The following is a 20,097-nucleotide window of genomic DNA, read 5'->3' as shown; positions in this document are numbered from 1 at the left end:
GATGAAGTGGGTTGATATTATAAAATTTGAAAGTAAGGTTTGGGTAGATTATCTTATAAGAATCTTTTTTTTCAGTACTATAGCTGTTGTAACTATATATGCTGGATATAAGATTTTCTGCGAAATATTAGTAAGTGACGAAAGCACTAATAAGTTGAAAATTTTAGAGATTGCAGAGCATATATTTCTTTATCTAATTCCAATTTTCATATTAATAGGCTTCTATAATTATTATAAATTTGATTTAAGACATAAATTAATAGATAAAGGAATTCCGAGAGGTGTAGATAAAAAAGCAATTACGGATTCAATCCATTTGACTAAATCCTTATTTTTATCATCAATAATTTCTTATGTTATTATAAAATCTATCGAGAAGATATTTTTTTATACAAAAGATTCAAAGCCAGATTTAAAATCACTCATCTCCTATGGAGTATTTTTGGTAATTTTAATGATATACGCTGTATATATTCAAAAGTCTCACAAGCATTAGAGACTGTTAATTTTGATAGTAAGATTTCAATCACAACTGTAATAATTATAAAAGAGGACATTTAATTATTTAACGTAGAAAAATCTATACTCTTGAAGCTTGTGTTTAAACCTCCTTCTTAAAGTAAAATCGAAAATAAGATACATTGTCTGTATCCGTAAATTGAGTTACTGAAACTAATTCCCAATTCTCTTTTGCTTTGTCATTTATGAAAACCTCATGATTTGGTAGTTTTGAAACTTCATGCGTAATCACATCATATTCATATTTGCTAGGATTATGTTTTGTTGCGTTAAATAGTTCGCTAATGTCAACATCTAACGCTTTGGCAATTTTTAGTAAGGTTTCCTAATTTTGTTGTCTGTATCACATTTTTATCCGTAAACCTATATTTTTCTATAAAGTTATTTTAAGGCTATTTAATTTTTCAATATGGAATAATGGGAAGCTATTCTTTCTTTAAAATGAAGGTTTATTCTTTACTTTATGAAATACTAAACTTTATTCACTATATTTATTTTTCTTAAAAATATGATTTTCATCAATATATCAATGCAATAACAACTACTAGCATGAAAATAAAATTATTAATTCTTGTTTTAATCTCATTAGTTCAACTGAAAGTTCATGGACAAACTCCAGCAGATTCATGTTCTGCATCCTCTTCAATATTACAAGTTGATACTGAATATTCAATTAATAATTTAAATACTAGTCAGTTTACTTATGGTCAACCAATTCAAGGTAATAGTGTTGGAGGAAATAGTGTTAAAGGCTTTTGGTTTAGATTTCAAATACCATCAGGTTATTATGCTAGAAAAATTGAAATTTATGATGTTAGTAATAATTTCAATCCTGTCGTAGCTTTCAAGTCTAACTGTTCTTTTTCTTATTACCCAAATACTAATAGTAATGCAGACAATTATGCAGATGATAACGGGTATGGAGGATCGGAAACGTTTGGAACGGGTATAAATGGTCCAGGAAGTAATAATGATGGAATATACCATCTAAGAATATATCATTATGATGGTAGTGAATCACCCACAGTTAGTTTTAAAATAAAAATCACTGATGAGACACCTTCTTCGAGTGCTGATTTATCTGTTTATAGTTTAAGTACAGATCCTGTGAATGCAATTGTTGGAGAAAATGTTGATTTAGAAACAGAAATCATAAATCTTGGGGAAGCTGATGTGACTTCAGACGTTACAATTCATTATTACATTGATGGTGTTGAAATAGATGATGATCAAATAAATAATAGTGAATTACCTCTTTCTCAAAATGAAATAGAGCAAGAACAAGAAAGTAATTATGTTTTTACAAACCCAGGCACTTATCAATATTGTGTTACAATAGATAATCATAGTCAAGAAACTAATTACAGTAATAATACTTTATGCATGAATATTGTTGTTGAGAACGACACTTCTGGTTGTGATGAAATAATAATAACTCAACAACCAGGTGATCAATCTGTATCTTCTGGAAATTCAGCAACTTTTTTAGTTTCTGCAAATGGTACTGCTCCAATAACATATCAATGGAAAAGAAATGGGAGCAATATTTCGGGAGCGACTAATAATATTTATACAACTTCTCAGTTGGATCTTTCCGATGATGGTAATTCGTATCAATGTGAAGTAACGAATTGTGATGGCTCCATAAATAGTAATATTGCAACAGTTACAGTAACAAATAGTTGTAATGGTGTTGATATTTCACAAAACCCCCAAGATCAAACAAGAACTATTGGAGAAACTGCAACATTTTCAGTTTCCACAACTGGAACTACTCCTATAACTTATCAATGGAGAAAAAATGGAATAAATATTTCAGGGGCAACCAATAGCAACTATACAACTCCTGCATTGGATCTTTCGGATAATGGAGATTTATTCTCTTGCTATATGACTAATTGTGATGGTAATAATTTTATTGTTAGTAATTCTGCGATGTTAACTATTTCTAATAACCCTCCATCCGAATTAACTATCGAAACAACTAACAGTACTTTTCCAAATGATAAGACACTTTGGTCTGGCAACTCAAATGATAGTCCTAATTATATAAAAGTATGTGCTGATGGAACTAAAAGTACTAGGTTTATTTTTGTTAATAATTCAAGTATTATGAATGAAAATATAGGTTTTAAGATTGTTCCAGATAATTCTGCTATCTCAGAATACGGGGATTTTTTGGATTCTGATATCAACATTAATAACACTAACAACACTATTACTGCTCTTTATACACATCCAACAACATTTCTCAATTCGGCAGATTATAATAGTAGTCGAAGTATTGAAATTTATGACATGAATAATTCAAGTAATATTTTATTAACCATTCCATTAAGAATATATAAAACACCTGTTCTAATGGTTCATGGGTTATGGGGTGATGCCTATGGTTTTGAAGAAATGGAAAATCATTTATTTAATGTAGGTTATAATTCAACATTAACAAAAAAAGTAAATTATTGTATGAATGCAGGAAATAGTTTTAATGAAAATAGCTGGGTTGTACCCAACAACATTATTTCTCTATTAGATAAATGTAGAATGCATAATTTTTCTTCTGGTAAAGTAGACATAGTAAGTCATAGTATGGGAGGAATACTTTCTAGAATTTATATTCAATCAAATGATTACAGAGATAACGTTAATAAATTTATTACATTAAATTCTCCTCATTCTGGATCTCCTCTTGGAAATCTAGCTTTTAATCCAAATATTGGTTCTTTGATGTCCGATATAAATATGATTTTAAATAGTGGTTATATCTTCAATTGTGATCCATCATTAACTGATGGGGCAGTTTATGATTTGGCTATTAATAGTGATAGAATGAATGAAATTAACTCTCCTTCATCATTAACTAATAATACAGTACCCTCACATACTGTTACCACTATCAAGAATTTTACATCTACACAAGGATATTTCTTAAATTCAATTGCTGAAATACTTGCTCCAGAACTCAATACGGATGAAAACGACTTTACAGATAATTTATTTGATGGAGACTCACATGACTACATTGTCTCATCTGAGTCACAAAGGGGTGGGCTAACTGGAAATGCTACACAACTAATGAATGAGCAAATACAACACATAGGAGCTCAAGAAGAATCTGAAGTTATTAATCACGTTAGATTCTTATTACAACAAGATCCTTCTTCAAGTTATTTTGAACAAAATGGATTCTCACCAGCTAGTATTAATGCTAATTATCGACCAAGTTCTATAGATAATGTAGCAATAGAGAATGATAATGAATTAATACCTAATTCTATCTTCATTAATTCACCAAATGAAAACACTTATTTCAATGTTGGTGAAGATGTAAATGTTAATATAACTTCTATTAATGGTATTAATAGAATTTTATTTTATGCAATAGATCCTTTAAACGATAACTACTTTAAACAGGAATTCCAAAGTACACAAGTAAATACTCAATATACAATTTCAAATGATACTTACGAAAAAATTAGTTTGTTAGCATTAGGTTTTAATGACAACGGACTAGTAGATTATGAAATAATAACAATTGGTGTTAATTCTAATATAACTGTTACTGGAATTGAGTTTCTTAATGATGAAATTCACATACAAGATGATTTTATAGCACCTATTTCAATTAATGCAATTTACAGCAATGGAGACAGAAAACTTATAAGTGATTTATCTAATGTTCAGCTAAATATAACTGACGTTAATATAGCTGAGCAGTTTCAATCCAACTTCCTTAAAGGGAATAACCTCGGAGCAACAAATTTAAATGCATCTTATTTAGGTTATTCAATATCTACTCCTGTTATAGTCTATGAATCAAATGTAGTTATGCCAGATTTGTCTACATTATCAGTTTCTGATTTTGATATAGCTAACTCAATAAATGATTTGACATTATATCCAAATCCAAACAATGGTAAATTCACAATAAAACTCGATTCATTTTCAAATGAAAAAGCAAAAGTTTTAATTTTTAATAGTATCGGGCAACTAGTTTCTTCATTCTTTAATGAAAAAACTAATGATAATGGCTCGATAATTTTAGATGTAAAAAATTTAAAATCAAGCTTATATTATGTAAAGGTTATTTTCAAGGACAGTTACAAGGTGTTTAAAATGCTTAAAGAATAGATTAATATAATTCATTATATATTAAATGGTACCAAAAACAATAGTAACTTTATTATAATTGGTTCAGCTATAACATTATTAACTTAAAGTATTTTGAATATTTCAAAACCTAACCAAACACCTAAAAAGTCACTAATAAAGCAAGAAATAAAATTCGATACTGAAAACCACTTAAAAAAGGATAGTATCTCACCCATAAAAAATCCTATATAGAATAATGAAATGTTATAGATGTGAAGACATTATTAATGATAAAAATGTTTCGGAAGAACATATTATACTTAATGCGTGTGGTGGTAGATTAAAGTCTAAAAGTCTTTTGTGTAAAAAGTGTAATTCAATATTTGGGGATAAATTTGATTGCGAATTAGCTAAGACTACTAATGATATTGCAAATTTATTAATGATAAAAAGACATGATGGAATTCCACAACCAATAAGCACAACACGTACCTCTACAGGAGAAAAATACTATCTTGAATATGGAGGTTCTCCAGTTCAAGCAAAAACCAATTATAAAATAATTCCAGAAGATAGTACTAAATCAAGATTAATGATTGATGCTAAAAATCGAAAAGAATTAAAGAAAACCCTAATAGGTCTAAAAAGAAAATATCCTACGATTGAAGTTGAAAAAATACTTGATGCAGCTGAAGAAAGAAGATTTTATATAAATGATTCTTTTGAGATAAATTCTCATATTGGCGGTAATGATGTTTTTAAATCAATAACAAAAACCGCAATTAATTTTTATATTCATCAAGGAGGTAGTAGAGCATATATTAAGCATTTATTACCGTATTTAGAGGGTAATATAGAACTTGATATAGTTTGGATGCATTATCCAGATAAAGATATTTATACTCCAGCTAAGGATGAAGTTTCTCATGTTTTAAAGATCGTAGGAGATTCAAAAGAAAAGATTTTATATGCTTATGTGGAGTTGTTTAATTTACATAGTTTTATCATATATTTAAATGAATCATATGATGGAGTTGATATTGACAATGACTACATTTTTAATGTTCATAATTACGAAGTTACTAAAAAAAGAACTCATATAAGGTTATCTAGGGCTGGACTAACTGACCTTTTTACAAATAAAGATGCTAAACCATTTGAGAAAGTAAAAAAACGCTACGCAAGAATATTGACTATTGCCAACAAGCAACAAGATAAACATCAAATACATAAGATTATCTCAAATGCTATTGATAATTCTTTAGGGCTATTACCAGAAGGTACTGTTATTGATGAGAAAGTCTTAAACTCGATGATTAACAAGTTAATGGAAAGAATGATGCCATTTATTGCTCATAGAAATAATATAAAAAATATTAACTAAAAGTGTGTTTAACTACGTTTAATAAAATTCAACAATTATGAAGAAAAAAATAATTATTGCATTAACATTGATAATCGTTTCAATTATTTTAGTTTTTATTTTACCGAGATTTTTCTTTAAAAAAGACCTAAAGGATTCACTTTCTTCAATATTAAATATTAGTCCAGACAATCTTATTTTGAATTTGCCACCTTCAGGTTCAAGAGTACCTGGTTCAGTATTATTACCATATAATAATTCTTACTTGATATATAATTTAAATGACCATAGTGATTCCGATTTAATAAAAGGTAAAACCTTCTCTGTCATGGGAGAAATAAATGATTTTTCTAAAATTACTAGCAATCCATCTAGTGGGATTATGGAAAGTGTTTTTTCAAATAGTCAACATTTTAAGGTCTTAATTAAAATTGACGAAGGTCAAGTTTCTGAATTACCAATTAATCGATTGAAAGAAATTGTTTCTGAAAGTAAAGATGTCATAGGAGCTATCAATGAAAAAAAGCAACCAATTATAATTTATAAAGCATACAGTGGAATCGTAAGTTATGTAATTTCTGCGAAGGATGAGAAAGGCATTGATCTACTAAATGATTTTAATGAAGATGTTAAAGAATTATCGAAAAAGATGCCAAAAATAGAAATTAAGAGTTCCTTAAAGAAGGAGAAATCAATATCCTTTAAATTAACTGAACCTGTAATAATTGCTTATGAGGCATTATTGATTGATTTCGTAATAAATAATTTATCTATCGATGATATAAAACCTATATTGACTCCAATTACTGTAGATGAATTAGAAGCTATCGAATCTAAAAATAGTGATAAAATATCTAAAAAAAATGAGAAAAAGAATTGGGGTTTAATTACTATTGCATCGGGGCACTTTAAGAATATGGCTTCTTTAGATGCTCCAGAGGCTAAACAGAGTGCTGATCTTGTAAAAGATATATTAAATAAATATGCCCCTAAATTTATAAAAAGCCTTCATAGTTCGGAAGATGATGAACTGACTGATGATGAGCTTCTGGATTGGACAATAGATTTAACAATGGAGATGTTAAACAATCCAGTAGATTATTTATTGATATATTATGTTGGTCATGGGGTATCATTGCCAAATGGAGAAATTGTTTTACTACAGGGAAATTTGAATAAAGATTTTGCTGAAAGAGCTATTGAAAATATCACACCTAATACAAGTTCTTCTGGTGATGGTTTACTTTTAACTGAAACATTATACAATAGTTTTGAAATGACTGGAATTCCTTTTACATTATTTCTTGATGCATGTTACCCTAATGCTGAAATGCAAAAAGCATTACAAAGAGTAAGTATGACATTAGGTTCTGAAGATGGAACGAATTTAATTTATTATGGAAATGAAGATTTTATAACCGATGAAATGTCTGAAATATCAAATGTTTTAAGCGAAATCGGAAATAGATTTCAGTATAGAACTAACAAAAATCCAATAATTTTTTCTTCAAAACCAGGGGCAAAAGCAATTTTCCAAGATAATCCAATTTCATATTATAGTACAGGAGTTGCTCCTATTGCGAAAAGATTAATAAATTATAGTCAATATAACAATTATCAAAATCCAATATCTCTTTATCAGTTAATCAGGAATACAACTGATTTAAGACAAGGTATAGGAGAAATCAGTCTTGGTGGAACAATTACTTGGAGTAACTTTGATGATATGAAAAAGTTCTCAGATAGTTTGTATATCAATTGATTTAATTGTGCAGATTAAGTTTATTTTAAATATTTTTTTTTGTATTAAACAATCGATTTCCTGTATCAGTTCCTTTAGTGCCAACATATTTGTTTTCCGAGATTCGTAGCGCATAAAAGGATATTGTTGGATATTTTCTAATAAGTTGCAATGCTTCTTTTTGTAGAATAAGTGTAACCACAATGATCTTATTTACATTAAAAGCTAATAATGTATGAAGTACATTTTCAATACTTTTCCCAGTATTAATAACAGCATCTACAATAATAATTGTTTGGTTTGTGAAATCGTATGTGGTTTTTGTAATTTCATCAGCTACAATAAAATGACTGTCTACAAAAACACTACGAATCCCTTCAGCTGCATATAAACCAGCACGCATTAGTGGTAAGATTACAATTTTGTCTTTGTTTGCAATGTCAACGCCTGATTTTATACCTTGTACATGTTGAATGTCAATTGTGGTAAGTTCAAATTCTTCTAGCATTTCGTACGCAATAAATTTTCCCATTTCAACATGAATATCGCAAAGTGTTATTGCATTAATATCCGCTCTTCTTGATTGTGTAGCGAGCAATTGAGCTGCTTTTTTTTCTGTGAAATGTGTAAAATTCATGTTGCCGCTGTTAAGATTTCTTGCAAAATGGTAGTTAATTTTGTTTTAGGAATATTTTTATGTTCAAATTCTGTAAATGATATTTGTTGCAATTGCTGTATTTCGCTTACAAAAGGAATGATATCTTTATTTTGCTTCTCATTGACAATCAAAAAAGAACGATCAGCTTCTTTAAGCATTTCAAAATCGATCAATGAATCTCCAAAAGCAGAGACGTTTTTACCTTTGTTTTTCAGCAGATTTACAATTAACTTCTTTGCATTCGGATCAATAACAAATGTATCTTTTGGAAAGTAGTTTCCGCCAATTAATGATACGTTATCTAATTGATGATTTTGAAGAATATTTCCCCAAATTTCTCTCAATCCAGAAGTTACCACTATACATTTTACATTCTGTGGCAAATTGTCTATGAAAGTTAAAAATTCAGGATAGATACTTACCGATTTTGCGCTTTTTGCACATGTATTTTGATACGTTTGGGAATTAATTGTAGAATAAAATGTTGCAACTTTATAGAAAGCTTCAAACGAATAGCCATGTTCTTGAAAAATACTTTTTAGCACATTAAAATCCAATTGTAAAAGTTGAAAAAAATGGCGTGTACTATCAACAGGAATCAATGTTCTGTCGCCATCAATAATCATATATGTAGTCGCTTCATCTTGAGTTAGGAACTTTTGCATGTATGCAGTAAGCTTCGCTGTATTTTCTTGAGAAGTCATTTTATATAGATTCATTTTTTAGATAATTACAAATAAAATCTACCGTGGTTTGTTTATTAGTCGTCTCTATTATATTTAAAGGAAGATTTTGAGTAGTACAGAATATTTGCAAAGCATTCCACTCGTAATTCATCCAATTTTCAAGAGCTTCTTTTGTATAGTTTCGTTTTCGAGTTGTATCATTTTGTAAGCGTTCGTAAATAATTGCAATAGGTAATTTTAAATAGAGGTAGTGAGTATAAAATGCTGCATCTTTTGCGGTCATTACATTTTCAAATTCATTTGTGCTTTTCGCAAATACTAAATGTCCATCTATAATGATATGTTTTTGTGTAGTTTCTTGAATCGCATGAGCCGCAATCATTGCATTTTCTCTTAGTTTGTATTTTTGGGTATCCGAAAGTTTCTTAAATTCTGGAAGTGATATGTTTGCAGTTTCTAATAAAAGCGAAGAACCTTCTAAACAAATAGTATCAAGACATTGCTTTTTTAGTTCTTGTAGTAACGTCGTTTTTCCTGTTCCGCTGATGCCATATAATCCAATTCGTTTCAACTTATTCATGTAATGCAGTTGTTAAGTAGGTGATAGCTTTTGGAATCATTTTTTGTATACGATCATCGGGTTGTTGTCCAGCTTTTACCTTTTTGAGCCCCATCATAGGAGTACATGTTATGCATGAAGCTGTGAAGGTTTCTTGATTGAGGTATTTTTCTATATCTTCAATAGTTGTTTGTTCCGTGATTCGTATTCCTTCATTATCATTGGCTAGTTTTGGAATCCTGGAACACATGAATAATCGCTGTCTTTCAAGCGTCACACAATGTTTTCGATACCAGCAATTTGTAAACATTTCTTGGGCTTTTTCATCATTCACAATTTCTTTACTAATCCATTGATCCCATTCTTTATCTACACGCAAACTTAATTCTGTATTTGGTGCTACTTTTTTGATATATTGCTTCCAAAGTGTTCGTAACTCTTGATTATCGAAATAGACACTAATGGTCAGTTTATCAATATATTTGAATGCTTCTTTGTTTATAAATTGCGGTGTCAATCCATGTGAAACAACCTCTATTTGATTAATGTTTTCAAATTGAGCACATGCTTTTAAACTTTCTGTTAATAGGTTTGAATTGGAACTAGGTTCGCCACCAAGAATTGCTAAACTGCCAATTTGTATATTTAATCGTGCTAATTGCGAGAGTCCAAAAGTAATTTCGGAAACTATATCTTTTGTCATTGCAGGATATGGTTGTTCAGGGATGTAGAATCCACAATTATCACAACGCAAATGACATTTTGAAGTTATAGAAACTTCTAACTCTTTTATATAGAAATACTTTTCAATATCATTATATCGTAACCCTTGAATTTTTGAAGTATTCAATTTCATATAATGGTAACTTTCAACTTTATATGATTTTCGATAACTCTAATGCTTTTAAAATAACTCCACTATATTGATTTATATTATTTATTAGTTTAGTTTTTCTTTCATTCTCATTGGTGCTTTCCTGAATTTCATTAATAAACTGCTTAAATAATTCCAATTCTTCTGCTTGAAAAACATCTTTTATTTCTAATGCATCGAAAGGTAGCCAGTAAGATGCTTGTTTATATTCTTCTGCAACTTCATTTATTATATGTTGCATTCTTTGTCTTCTTGATGAAAATGATGGCATAGTATTGTTTTTTAATTAAAGAAATTGTCTATTGACGTTTGTATATTATCGTTTACTGTTCCTAATACTTGCGAAGGATCAATACCAATAATTTTTTTAGTTAATGCATTTACTTGAGTAGTTGCCTCATCGTATTTCTCAAGAGATAGCAAATAATTTTGAACTTCTTTATTTATATTTATTACTTCTTGTGAATTTTCTTTTGATTTTAAGATCAGGGTTCTTTCTTTAGTAGCTATTGTTAGTAATAATTCTTCTCGAACAGCAGCAGCACCAGTAGCAATATCTATTGTTTGGTCTCTAGTAAGGCTAGTTCCGTTTGCGATATTATTTTTTGTACGATATTTAGCCTCAATTTTATTATAAATACTGTCCCAACTCTCATCGAGTATCGCTCTTTCAACATCTGCTAATGCCTTAATAACCTTTTCATTTTCAGATTGTAATCTTTCTATACCTTGAGTTACTGAGGAACTCAGTACGGAAGCATTTTTAGGGATTGTTGCACAACTCAAAAAAAATAGAAAAGCTAAAATCATTAATATTTTTTTCATAATTTATTGATTTTAAATTTCTTCAATTTAGAAAAGTTGAATAATAATTCCTTACGGGAAACCTCATCATGTTGAATAACGTAATTAAAATGATATTTTTTCAATATAAGACTCAATAATACTCTTAGAATTCTCCAACTTTTTAATAACGCTAGTGGTATGCCTATTCTTTGCTTCGGTATATTGATTTTCGTTAAAATAAACATTTTCAAAATTATGCTTTTCAGTATAGAAGTTTTCAGATCTACACCCAATAAGATCATTGATAATTTCAATTCCTTTTTGTAAATTTCCTAACGGTCTATAATTTTGAATAACAGTATGGTATTTATTAAATGAATATTCATCAGGGAGTATGTCTTTTAGGGTAGATATTCGGTAATTTACATCATATAAATAGACGTAAGGATATTCCAAATCTATCGGAAAACCTAACTGTTCCAGAAGAAGCAAAGCATAATTCTCCCATTGATTAGCAATCTTAAAATCTGGGACTTTTATTTGGCGACTAGGCTCTTCAAACTGAGAAATTTGATATATTTCTAATGCGTTTAATGCCTCAATATTGTCAACTTTCTTTGAATCAAATAAAAAGAAATTAGGGTAAAAATCTTTTAGAACATATAAGTCTTGCGGTCCTACAAAACCTTTATTGAAAATATCAATACCAAAACTAGGGACGATTACATTAGGTATCATAGAATCATAATAATCAAGCGTTGTAATTATAGTTTTAAATTCTTTTGATGTATCTAAAAATTCTTTTAAGGGATGAAAAATGATTTCAATAATATCTCTAGTCTCCATATCTAGTTTTTTATAACAATTGAAATACAATCTTGTTAATTTTGAAAAATATGCTTGAAGTTGATCTTTATAGATAATGTGTTTGCCTCTTTCTAGCTCGTCAACTAATAATTTGATGATCTTTTTAGTAGCTTCATCTTTATATTCTATAAAGAGCACCAATTTATCAATTGCGACATTAAAAAAATGGATATGCTTATGAAGCTTTAATATCTCTCTTTCATGAAGCGAATTAAAATTTTCAAATTTTATTGATTGAGCCGCATTTTCTTTAGCATGTATAATTCTCTTTCGATAATATAAAACTTTTGCTCTATGTTTATAATTTCGGGGTAAAATGGTAATAGATTCAACGATATTTCCAAAGTTTCCATAAGCAAAGCGTTCAGCAATCACGTTGGCTACTCTTTTGTAGTTTTCAAAAATGATATAATTGAGTTGTATGATTTGTTGCCCAACTTTCATATTTATTTCGGCAATACAAAACTTTAAATGTTCAATATTGGTAAATGATATTTGAAATGATGGATTTATATCAATAAGTTTCCAGTCTGTATCATTTTCTATTGCTTTTTGTAAATCGTAAGCAAAGTTTACATACGCAGGATGATAGTCTGCATACCATTTTAAAGTATTATTAAAAAGATGCTTAAAACCTAACTTTTGTAAAAAATCGACCAATTCTTTTTCAACAGTATTAGAGAATAAAATTTCAATTCCTTTTTTAGCCGTATTGTGTGTTACTTGTACATTCATAATTTTAAGAGTTAATGTTTAAAACACTAAGCTAAAAAGCAGAATTCAAAAATCATTTGTCAACTTTTGTCACTCGGACAATTAAAACAATAATATTTTTTTGAGCGAGCATGAATAAACGTTTATAAAGCCCTTAAAACATTGGGTTTTTTATTTTTTGATTGATGCAATTAAAATTGTTTAATGCGACAAAAAAAGTTCTATTATTAAGTTGCTATGATCTTTTTACTTTTCTATTTCCTTAGTTATTTCAAATACTAAGCTACAAAGGGAAGTTGGAAAATCATTTGTGAAATTTTGTGTAGTACACAAAGTTAGTAATATGGGATTTTAATAAGTATTTTTTTATTTAACTATTTTAGATTAATATTGAAAGTGAGAAATTTATTGCATGTTATACAACGAAGAAGATATTAGAGGAAAATTACTATTACCTTTTTTAAAAGATTTAGGATTTGATATTTCTGAGATTGATTTAGAGAAAGATTTTTCTATAAAGTTAGGTAGATCAACAGAAATAAAGAAAACATTCATTAAAGGTAGGTCTGATCTTTTATGTAAAAGAAATGGAAAGAACTTATTCATCATTGAATTAAAAAATGATTCTATTTCTATAACTGATGATGATAGAGATCAAGGTATTTCGTATGCTAGGGCATTAAAAGGAAATATAGCTCCTTTTGTAGTAGTTACAAATGGAAAAAATACAAAAGTATTTGATACTATCACAGAAGAAGAACTTACAGATACTAATATTTCACAATCATCATCTTTTTGGAAAAATAATTGTACACTTTCTACTGATGAAGAATTACAGATTCGTTATGAAGCACTAAAGAGTTTCATTTCTTTTTCAAAGGAAAATTTAAAAACTTTTTGTGAATCTCAAGTTAGAGATAGGATGGGATCAATAGTGGGTGGTTTTAAAAATTCTCATTCAAAATTTGTAAAAGAACTTCATGCAGAAAGACAAATTCTCAAAGCAGAATTTAATAGATTCTTAAACTCAGAAGCTTCAGTTTTTGGTTTAGTTGGTGTTGCTGGTGTTGGAAAAACGAGCTCAATGTGTTCATTAGCTTTTGAAAGTTTAGAAAATCATTTCGTGTTTTTTTATAATGCAGCTTTACTGACAAAATCTCCAAATCATTATATTTTAACAGACTTAAATTTGTTTTTTTCTGCTAGAAATGAAAGTGATATCATTTTAAAAAAGCTTAATGAATTAGGAAGTTTTTCAGACAAAGAAATTTTAATCTTTATTGATGGAATAGATGAATGTACTGATATTAATTTAGTCCATGAATTAAGTGAAATGGCATATTCAGTCAGTAAGCTGAATAAGCTGAAAATCTGTATTAGTTGTAAATCGAATATATGGTCAAAATTTCTTGATATAAACGGAAGCAAAACTTATTTGTGGGATGAATTGAAAAAGTTTCATAATGATATAACTTCTTTGAAAAATTCTCCAGGTTTTTTATTAGATGACTTTAATAACCAAGAAGTAAATAACATTTTGCCATTATATAAAAATACTTTTGGATTTAAAGGAGAATTATCTATTGAGATATTAAATAAACTTAAAAATGGCTTCTTTTTACGAATATTTAGTGAAGTTTACAGTAAAAAAGAAGTTCCACAAAAAATAGATGATACACAATTAATAAAGAAATATTTAAAGCAATCTTTTCAGAAAACAAGTTTAGGAGAGCAAATGGGATTAAGAATTCTTTCTAAGATTGGGAAAATAATAATGAATTATAAATATTCTTCGCTTGAAACTTTTAAAGATGAAGGAGTAGAAATCGGAAATATATTAGACGAATTAGATTTTTCATTGGATGAAAACATACCAGAAGAATTATTTGGAAGAAATATTCTTATAAAATCGAATAATGAGGACTCATATAATATCTCATTTTATTATTCTAAAATACGTGATTATATCATTTGTTATCATTCATACAAACTTGAAAAATTAAATGATGACAAGTTTTATAATATACTTCATGAGTTTTACGAAAATCACATTGGAGAAAGTGCTATTGACTTTTATATCAAAAATGCAGAATATTCACATCGAAATATTTTAATACAATATAAAAAAGATAAAGCATTACAGTATGTGATTGCCTACAATGCCTATTTAGAGGAAAATTTTAAAGCCTTTAAGGATAAGTTCAATCCTGAAACTAAAGGAAGTATTGGAATTGTTATTCCTAATGACTTGATTGGTAAAGGTGGGTATGCACTTTTTCCATTGGCTAAAGAATCTGATACTAAAGTGATACATGATGATTTACGCGATCCTTTTGAAAAAAGATTTGAAGAAAACTCTCTGCTGAAAAAAGGAGTGACTACCGTTTATGGAAGTGATAATGGTTTATTAATTTTAGATCAAAGTGAAATTTTAAAAAATAATATTTTTGAGCAGTTAAGAGAAATAATTGAGAAGGGTAAGTTAGTATGTAATAAATCAGCTATTTTATTATTGGAAAAAGTTTCAACTATCCTTTACTACAATCACAAAAGACTCGGTTATAAATTTGATATTAATGACTATGACCTACCTAGATTTGATTTAATCTATCCAATAAATCTAATAGAGTTAAAATTTAAAATCAGTAAGTATAAAATTACTAGATACCTTAGGAGAAAAAAGATCGATGAAAATTTGATTCCAGAAATGGTAGAGCAAATACTGCAAGGCATGACGGATTCTATAGAACTTAATGAGCTGAATGGTTACTCTATTTTTGATGAATTAGAGAAGTATGTGCATATTTTATTAGAAATGGGATATAAGGAAATTGATAGTCATTACTTTCCTTATCCTGATAAATTAGTAGAATATGCTAGACATTTTGTAGAACAGAATAGAGAAGAAAATCATTATTTTTCAAGAATGATTCAATACAGTGAAAATCAGGGTAAATTATATATTATAAATTTCTTTAAGTATTTAGAACAATGTTATAAGGAATTTATTGAATATAATTTTCCGCTTTTGAAAAAAGATTTTCTATTCTATAATGAAATTCCACATGAGTATTTTTGTTATATGAAAGATACCGATATTTTAAAGTGGGGTACTTTTGGATACAGAGCTTCTCGTAAAGGGAAACTAGAAGTCTATTTTAAAGATTCTACTCAATCTAAGGAAGCCTTTGATAAAGAAAATCTCCATAGTTTACAACATTTTTCATTAGATATTTTTTTACATATCAACGATGACTACATTAAATATCCTATCAAAACCATTCAACATTCCAGTCCTTCAAAAGTTGATGAGTTTTGTGTTTTAAGAAATTGGATATATAAATTTCTTGAAGATGATATTAGAGATTTGTTTAAAGAAAATGACGTATGGTGTTAGATAAATTTTACGTAAGTTATTTTATCTGTATTTTTAAATTTTGTAAATTAGTTCTCATAAAAACAACAAGTGTTTACATTGATAAAATATGAATCTAAAGAAGTTTATAACAGAATTAGTTAGAGAGTGGAGGTTAATAGAAAATAGCAAGGGGTTGCGAGCCACAATGGGTACACCTCAAATAATTAGAAATAATAAAGACGGTCTTAAAGGAGAAAAAACCGCATTACAAAATCTAGCAAGGAAGTATAAAGATTATGAATTTAGGTTTACAGATTTTAGTAAAACACCAGCAGATATTATTGATCTAAAGAGGACATCAAAATACTGGCATTTTGCTTTATTTCAAGTAAAAACTTCAAAAGAAATGAATAGACTTACTCCTGAAATTCAAGAAAAATATACGCTTCCTTTATTAGCAGATGTTTTAAAAGATGTTTTCAGGTCAAGTGAACAAACAAATTATTATAAGAAAAAACAAGTATACATCACTATTGGTTATATAGGTGTTTTGAATTCTCCAAACGGAAATAGAGTTGTCAAAAAATGCGTATACAAAGGAGACAAAACGATGAATAAACTAAATATAAGTTATTCAGATAAGGTTAGTATCAAAAATCGTCTTCACACTTAATTTTACTATATAAAATCATATGAATAAAAATATAGAATATGAAAAGTACGTAATGTTGATTTATAATGAAATCCTTAACAATGAAAGTATCAATAATGTGATTCTTCAGCATGATATAAAAATTAAAGGGAAAACAGGAACTCATCAGATAGATGTGTATTGGAAATATAGGCAATTTGGAGAACTGATAAGAGTAGCTATTGAATGTAAAAGATATGCAAGCAACATTACTATCGGTCATGTTAGAAGCTTTAAATCTGTTATTGAAGATATAAACTGTTCTAAAGGTATTATAGTTACTACGAAAGGGTTTCAAAAAGGCGCAATAGAATATGCGAAAAATAATAATATTAGCTTAAAAGTTATACGGAAACCTAACACAGAGGAATTACTTGGAATTCCAGAGAATTTAAACATCACTATTAATATTACTCCGAGAAAAGTAAAAAGTATTTCTGTTGATTTAGACAGAGATTGGTGCATTACAAATGTTGATGGAATTGCAGATGATTATTCTGAAACAATTGGTAGATTGAATACAAGCATGGTTTTAATAGATAAATATGGTAATAAGATTGCAAATTTCTTAGATTTAGAAAATCAACTACCTGTCAAGAAAGCTCCAAGTAATGATATTTTATACAAATTTGATTATAGTGATGACGATATATTTATGGTAGACGAAAATCAAAAGTTATTAAAGGTAATTAGTGTAACCTTTATTTATGATATATTGAATATTGAAAGAACTGAAAGCAGTAGTATACATGCTGATATTAAAGCAATTGTTAAGGATTGTATTAATAATAAAACAACGTTTATTTAGGGATATGATACTAAAAAAAAATTCCGTATATAATTTATTGTAAGCTAAGGAGGTGCTGTTTTGCAGATATTAAAAAAGTGATTTTATTTTTTTAAGTAAATACGCGCGGTTAAATTGTAGTTTTTATCTTTAATTTTATAAGTTTATATGAATTTTTAATGATTTATATTAATTAGCTAGCTATTACGGAAAACCTCATAAATCATAAAAAATAACTAATTAATTTAGCAGATGCTAATGGTTTTAATTTATGATGAATATGAATACAACATTCTATTTTGAATTTAATAACTATAGATGTCAATGTTTTGTATTCCCTTGCTCTTAATACACAAATTTCAAAAAAAATATTATCAAGTGAGCAAAGTCATTTTAAAAGTTATTCAAATGCTATTATAAAAAGATTAATTATCCTATCGCTTGTATTAAAACGGCACTGACATTTATATCTTTAATAAACTTAAAGAATGATGCTGAATTAGAGCTTATTGTAAATGAAAAAGAAATAGAATTGTTTCGACTTAATATGAACTTAGAAAATATTAAAAATCAAATGACTGGTCTTTTTAAAGCTATGGAAGAGAAGGGTATAGAAAAAATAGAAAGCTTTATTGAATATACTAAAAAAATGAATTAAGAATAAGTAATCAAGATTTTTAATAATCTAAATCTCTATCTAAATTAAAACACCTTCCATGAACAATATTTTAAAATTAAAAACAATTAATGAACTCAAAGATTATCAGTTTTTGATTCCTGCTTATCAAAGAGGTTATAGGTGGACAAAAAATCAAGTTATAGATCTGCTTGAAGATATATCAACTTTTACTCCTAAGCAATTAGATAATAATAAGAAAACATGGTATTGTCTTCAGCCAATAGTAATTAAAAAGAAGCAAGATTCAGAAGAGTACGAGGTAATTGATGGTCAGCAACGATTAACAACAATTTATATAATACTCTTCTATTTGAATCAATATTATGCAGAAGGATTTAAACAAAAATTGTTTCAATTAAATTATGAAACTAGGGAGAATTCAGAGAAATTTTTAAAAGAATTAGGAGGAGCAGATGAATATGATAATATTGATTTTTATTATATTTCTAATACTTATTATACTATAGAAGATTGGTTCAAGAATAAAGATAATTCATTCAATAGAAATGATTTTGAATCTAACTTTAATTTCAATACAAAAGTTATTTGGTATGAAAGTATTGAAAAAGACTCTGTAGCCATCTTCACAAGAATAAACATAGGCAAAATTCCACTAACTAATGCAGAACTAATAAAAGCTTTATTTTTAAATAGTTCTAATTTTAGTGATATCAATTCAGAAAAACTTAAACTTAGACAGTTAGAGATAGCTACTGAGTGGGATAATGTTGAAAGAGCATTGCAAAAAGATAGTTTCTGGTATTTTTTAACTGGTAATAAGAGAACCACTAATAGAATCGAATTTATTTTTAATCTAATGAATGATGAATTTAAAAAAGATGATAAATATTCAACTTTTAGATATTTCCAAAAAAAATTCAATAATGATTCTACCACAAATATTGACTCTAACTGGCATGAAATAAAAAAAAGGTTTCAAAGATTCAGTGAGTGGTTTGATGAAAGAGATTTATATCATAAAATTGGATACTTAGTCTGTATAGATCACATTGATATAAAAAAATTATATAATGATTCTAATGAAATGTCAAAAAGCGAATTCAATTTATATTTGGATAAACTTATTTGTGATTCTATTAAGAATGTTAATTTACACGAATTACAATATGAAGATAAAGATAATGTTAGGAAAACTCTTTTACTTTATAACATCGTGACAATGTTAAAGTCAGATAAGGATAATTCTTATTTTCCTTTTCACTTATTTAAAAATAATGATTGGGATATAGAGCATATTACTTCTATAAAATCCAATATGCCTGATAAAAATCGAGAAAATTGGCTTAATGATGCCAAGGTGTTTATTGATCCAGAAATTGATAAAAAAGGAGTTCTAATCAGAAATATTAATTCTTTTAACTCATTTAATGATAATGATAAATTTAAAATTTTATATGAGAAAATAATCAATCATTTCAATCATTATTTAAAAGACATGGATATCAATGATATATCCAACCTCACTTTATTAGACTCTAAAACTAATCGTGGTTATAAAAATGCAGCCTTTCCGATTAAAAGAAATACGATAATCAAGAGGGATAAAGAAGGTGTTTTTATACCAATTTGTACTAAGAATGTATTTTTAAAATATTTCAGCGAATATCCTCCAAAAATATCTTTTTGGACAGAAGAAGATAGATTAAATTATGAAAAGGATTTAGATTATATTTTATCAAATTATTTAAAAAAGTAATTTATT

At 27.8% G+C, this 20,097-nt stretch carries 15 protein-coding genes; 8 read left to right on the top strand and 7 right to left on the bottom strand.

What is annotated here, in order from left to right; all coding sequences use genetic code 11:
- Position 1: 1 nt before the first annotated feature.
- The 4 genes from ACQ654_RS05315 to ACQ654_RS05300 all read left to right on the top strand — a co-directional run bounded on the left by ACQ654_RS05315 (position 2) and on the right by ACQ654_RS05300 (position 7,736).
- Positions 2-496, top strand: coding sequence for a hypothetical protein (locus ACQ654_RS05315; protein ID WP_430409288.1), 495 nt, complete (start codon positions 2-4; stop codon positions 494-496).
- A gap of 572 nt (positions 497-1,068) precedes the next feature.
- Positions 1,069-4,650: an immunoglobulin domain-containing protein gene (locus ACQ654_RS05310; protein ID WP_430409287.1), complete on the top strand. Its 3,582-nt coding sequence runs from the start codon at positions 1,069-1,071 to the stop codon at positions 4,648-4,650.
- 217 nt (positions 4,651-4,867) lie between these two features.
- Positions 4,868-5,995 carry an HNH endonuclease gene (locus tag ACQ654_RS05305; protein WP_430409286.1) on the top strand — a complete coding sequence of 376 codons (1,128 nt, stop codon included), beginning with the start codon at positions 4,868-4,870 and terminating at the stop codon, positions 5,993-5,995.
- Between the two features lie 37 nt (positions 5,996-6,032).
- Complete coding sequence (locus ACQ654_RS05300; RefSeq protein WP_430409285.1) at positions 6,033-7,736, top strand: hypothetical protein; 1,704 nt, start codon at positions 6,033-6,035, stop codon at positions 7,734-7,736.
- 25 nt (positions 7,737-7,761) lie between these two features.
- Here ACQ654_RS05300 and ACQ654_RS05295 read toward each other — a convergent pair whose 3' ends face one another.
- The 7 genes from ACQ654_RS05295 to ACQ654_RS05265 form a co-directional block, all read right to left on the bottom strand.
- Positions 7,762-8,352 carry a uracil phosphoribosyltransferase gene (locus tag ACQ654_RS05295; RefSeq protein WP_430409284.1) on the bottom strand — a complete coding sequence of 197 codons (591 nt, stop codon included), beginning with the start codon at positions 8,350-8,352 and terminating at the stop codon, positions 7,762-7,764.
- On the bottom strand, positions 8,349-9,092 hold the full coding sequence (locus tag ACQ654_RS05290) for an HAD family hydrolase (RefSeq protein ID WP_430409283.1): 744 nt from the start codon (positions 9,090-9,092) through the stop codon (positions 8,349-8,351). The genes ACQ654_RS05295 and ACQ654_RS05290 overlap by 4 nt, the downstream gene beginning before the upstream one ends.
- Positions 9,079-9,639, bottom strand: coding sequence for an ATP-binding protein (locus ACQ654_RS05285; RefSeq protein WP_430409282.1), 561 nt, complete (start codon positions 9,637-9,639; stop codon positions 9,079-9,081). The genes ACQ654_RS05290 and ACQ654_RS05285 overlap by 14 nt, the downstream gene beginning before the upstream one ends.
- Complete coding sequence (locus ACQ654_RS05280; RefSeq protein WP_430409281.1) at positions 9,632-10,474, bottom strand: hypothetical protein; 843 nt, start codon at positions 10,472-10,474, stop codon at positions 9,632-9,634. The genes ACQ654_RS05285 and ACQ654_RS05280 overlap by 8 nt, the downstream gene beginning before the upstream one ends.
- Positions 10,475-10,493: 19 nt before the next feature.
- Positions 10,494-10,763: a hypothetical protein gene (locus tag ACQ654_RS05275; RefSeq protein ID WP_430409280.1), complete on the bottom strand. Its 270-nt coding sequence runs from the start codon at positions 10,761-10,763 to the stop codon at positions 10,494-10,496.
- A gap of 11 nt (positions 10,764-10,774) precedes the next feature.
- Complete coding sequence (locus tag ACQ654_RS05270; RefSeq protein ID WP_430409279.1) at positions 10,775-11,317, bottom strand: hypothetical protein; 543 nt, start codon at positions 11,315-11,317, stop codon at positions 10,775-10,777.
- 84 nt (positions 11,318-11,401) lie between these two features.
- Positions 11,402-12,880: a hypothetical protein gene (locus ACQ654_RS05265; protein ID WP_430409278.1), complete on the bottom strand. Its 1,479-nt coding sequence runs from the start codon at positions 12,878-12,880 to the stop codon at positions 11,402-11,404.
- Between the two features lie 391 nt (positions 12,881-13,271).
- Here ACQ654_RS05265 and ACQ654_RS05260 point away from each other — a divergent pair, with 391 nt between their 5' ends.
- The 4 genes from ACQ654_RS05260 to ACQ654_RS05245 all read left to right on the top strand — a co-directional run bounded on the left by ACQ654_RS05260 (position 13,272) and on the right by ACQ654_RS05245 (position 20,091).
- Positions 13,272-16,256: a type I restriction enzyme HsdR N-terminal domain-containing protein gene (locus ACQ654_RS05260; RefSeq protein ID WP_430409277.1), complete on the top strand. Its 2,985-nt coding sequence runs from the start codon at positions 13,272-13,274 to the stop codon at positions 16,254-16,256.
- An 88-nt stretch (positions 16,257-16,344) separates the two neighbouring features.
- On the top strand, positions 16,345-16,890 hold the full coding sequence (locus ACQ654_RS05255) for a hypothetical protein (protein ID WP_430409276.1): 546 nt from the start codon (positions 16,345-16,347) through the stop codon (positions 16,888-16,890).
- A gap of 19 nt (positions 16,891-16,909) precedes the next feature.
- Positions 16,910-17,716: a restriction endonuclease gene (locus ACQ654_RS05250; protein WP_430409275.1), complete on the top strand. Its 807-nt coding sequence runs from the start codon at positions 16,910-16,912 to the stop codon at positions 17,714-17,716.
- A gap of 695 nt (positions 17,717-18,411) precedes the next feature.
- A complete protein-coding gene (locus tag ACQ654_RS05245; protein WP_430409274.1) occupies positions 18,412-20,091 on the top strand; it encodes a DUF262 domain-containing protein in 1,680 nt (559 codons plus the stop codon).
- Positions 20,092-20,097 lie beyond the last annotated feature (6 nt).

It is taken from the genome of Kordia sp. (assembly GCF_965283645.1).
Lineage (GTDB): Bacteria > Bacteroidota > Bacteroidia > Flavobacteriales > Flavobacteriaceae > Kordia.
The sequence above is the reverse complement of the archived record's forward strand: the minus strand, read 5'-3'. Positions and strand labels throughout refer to the sequence as shown.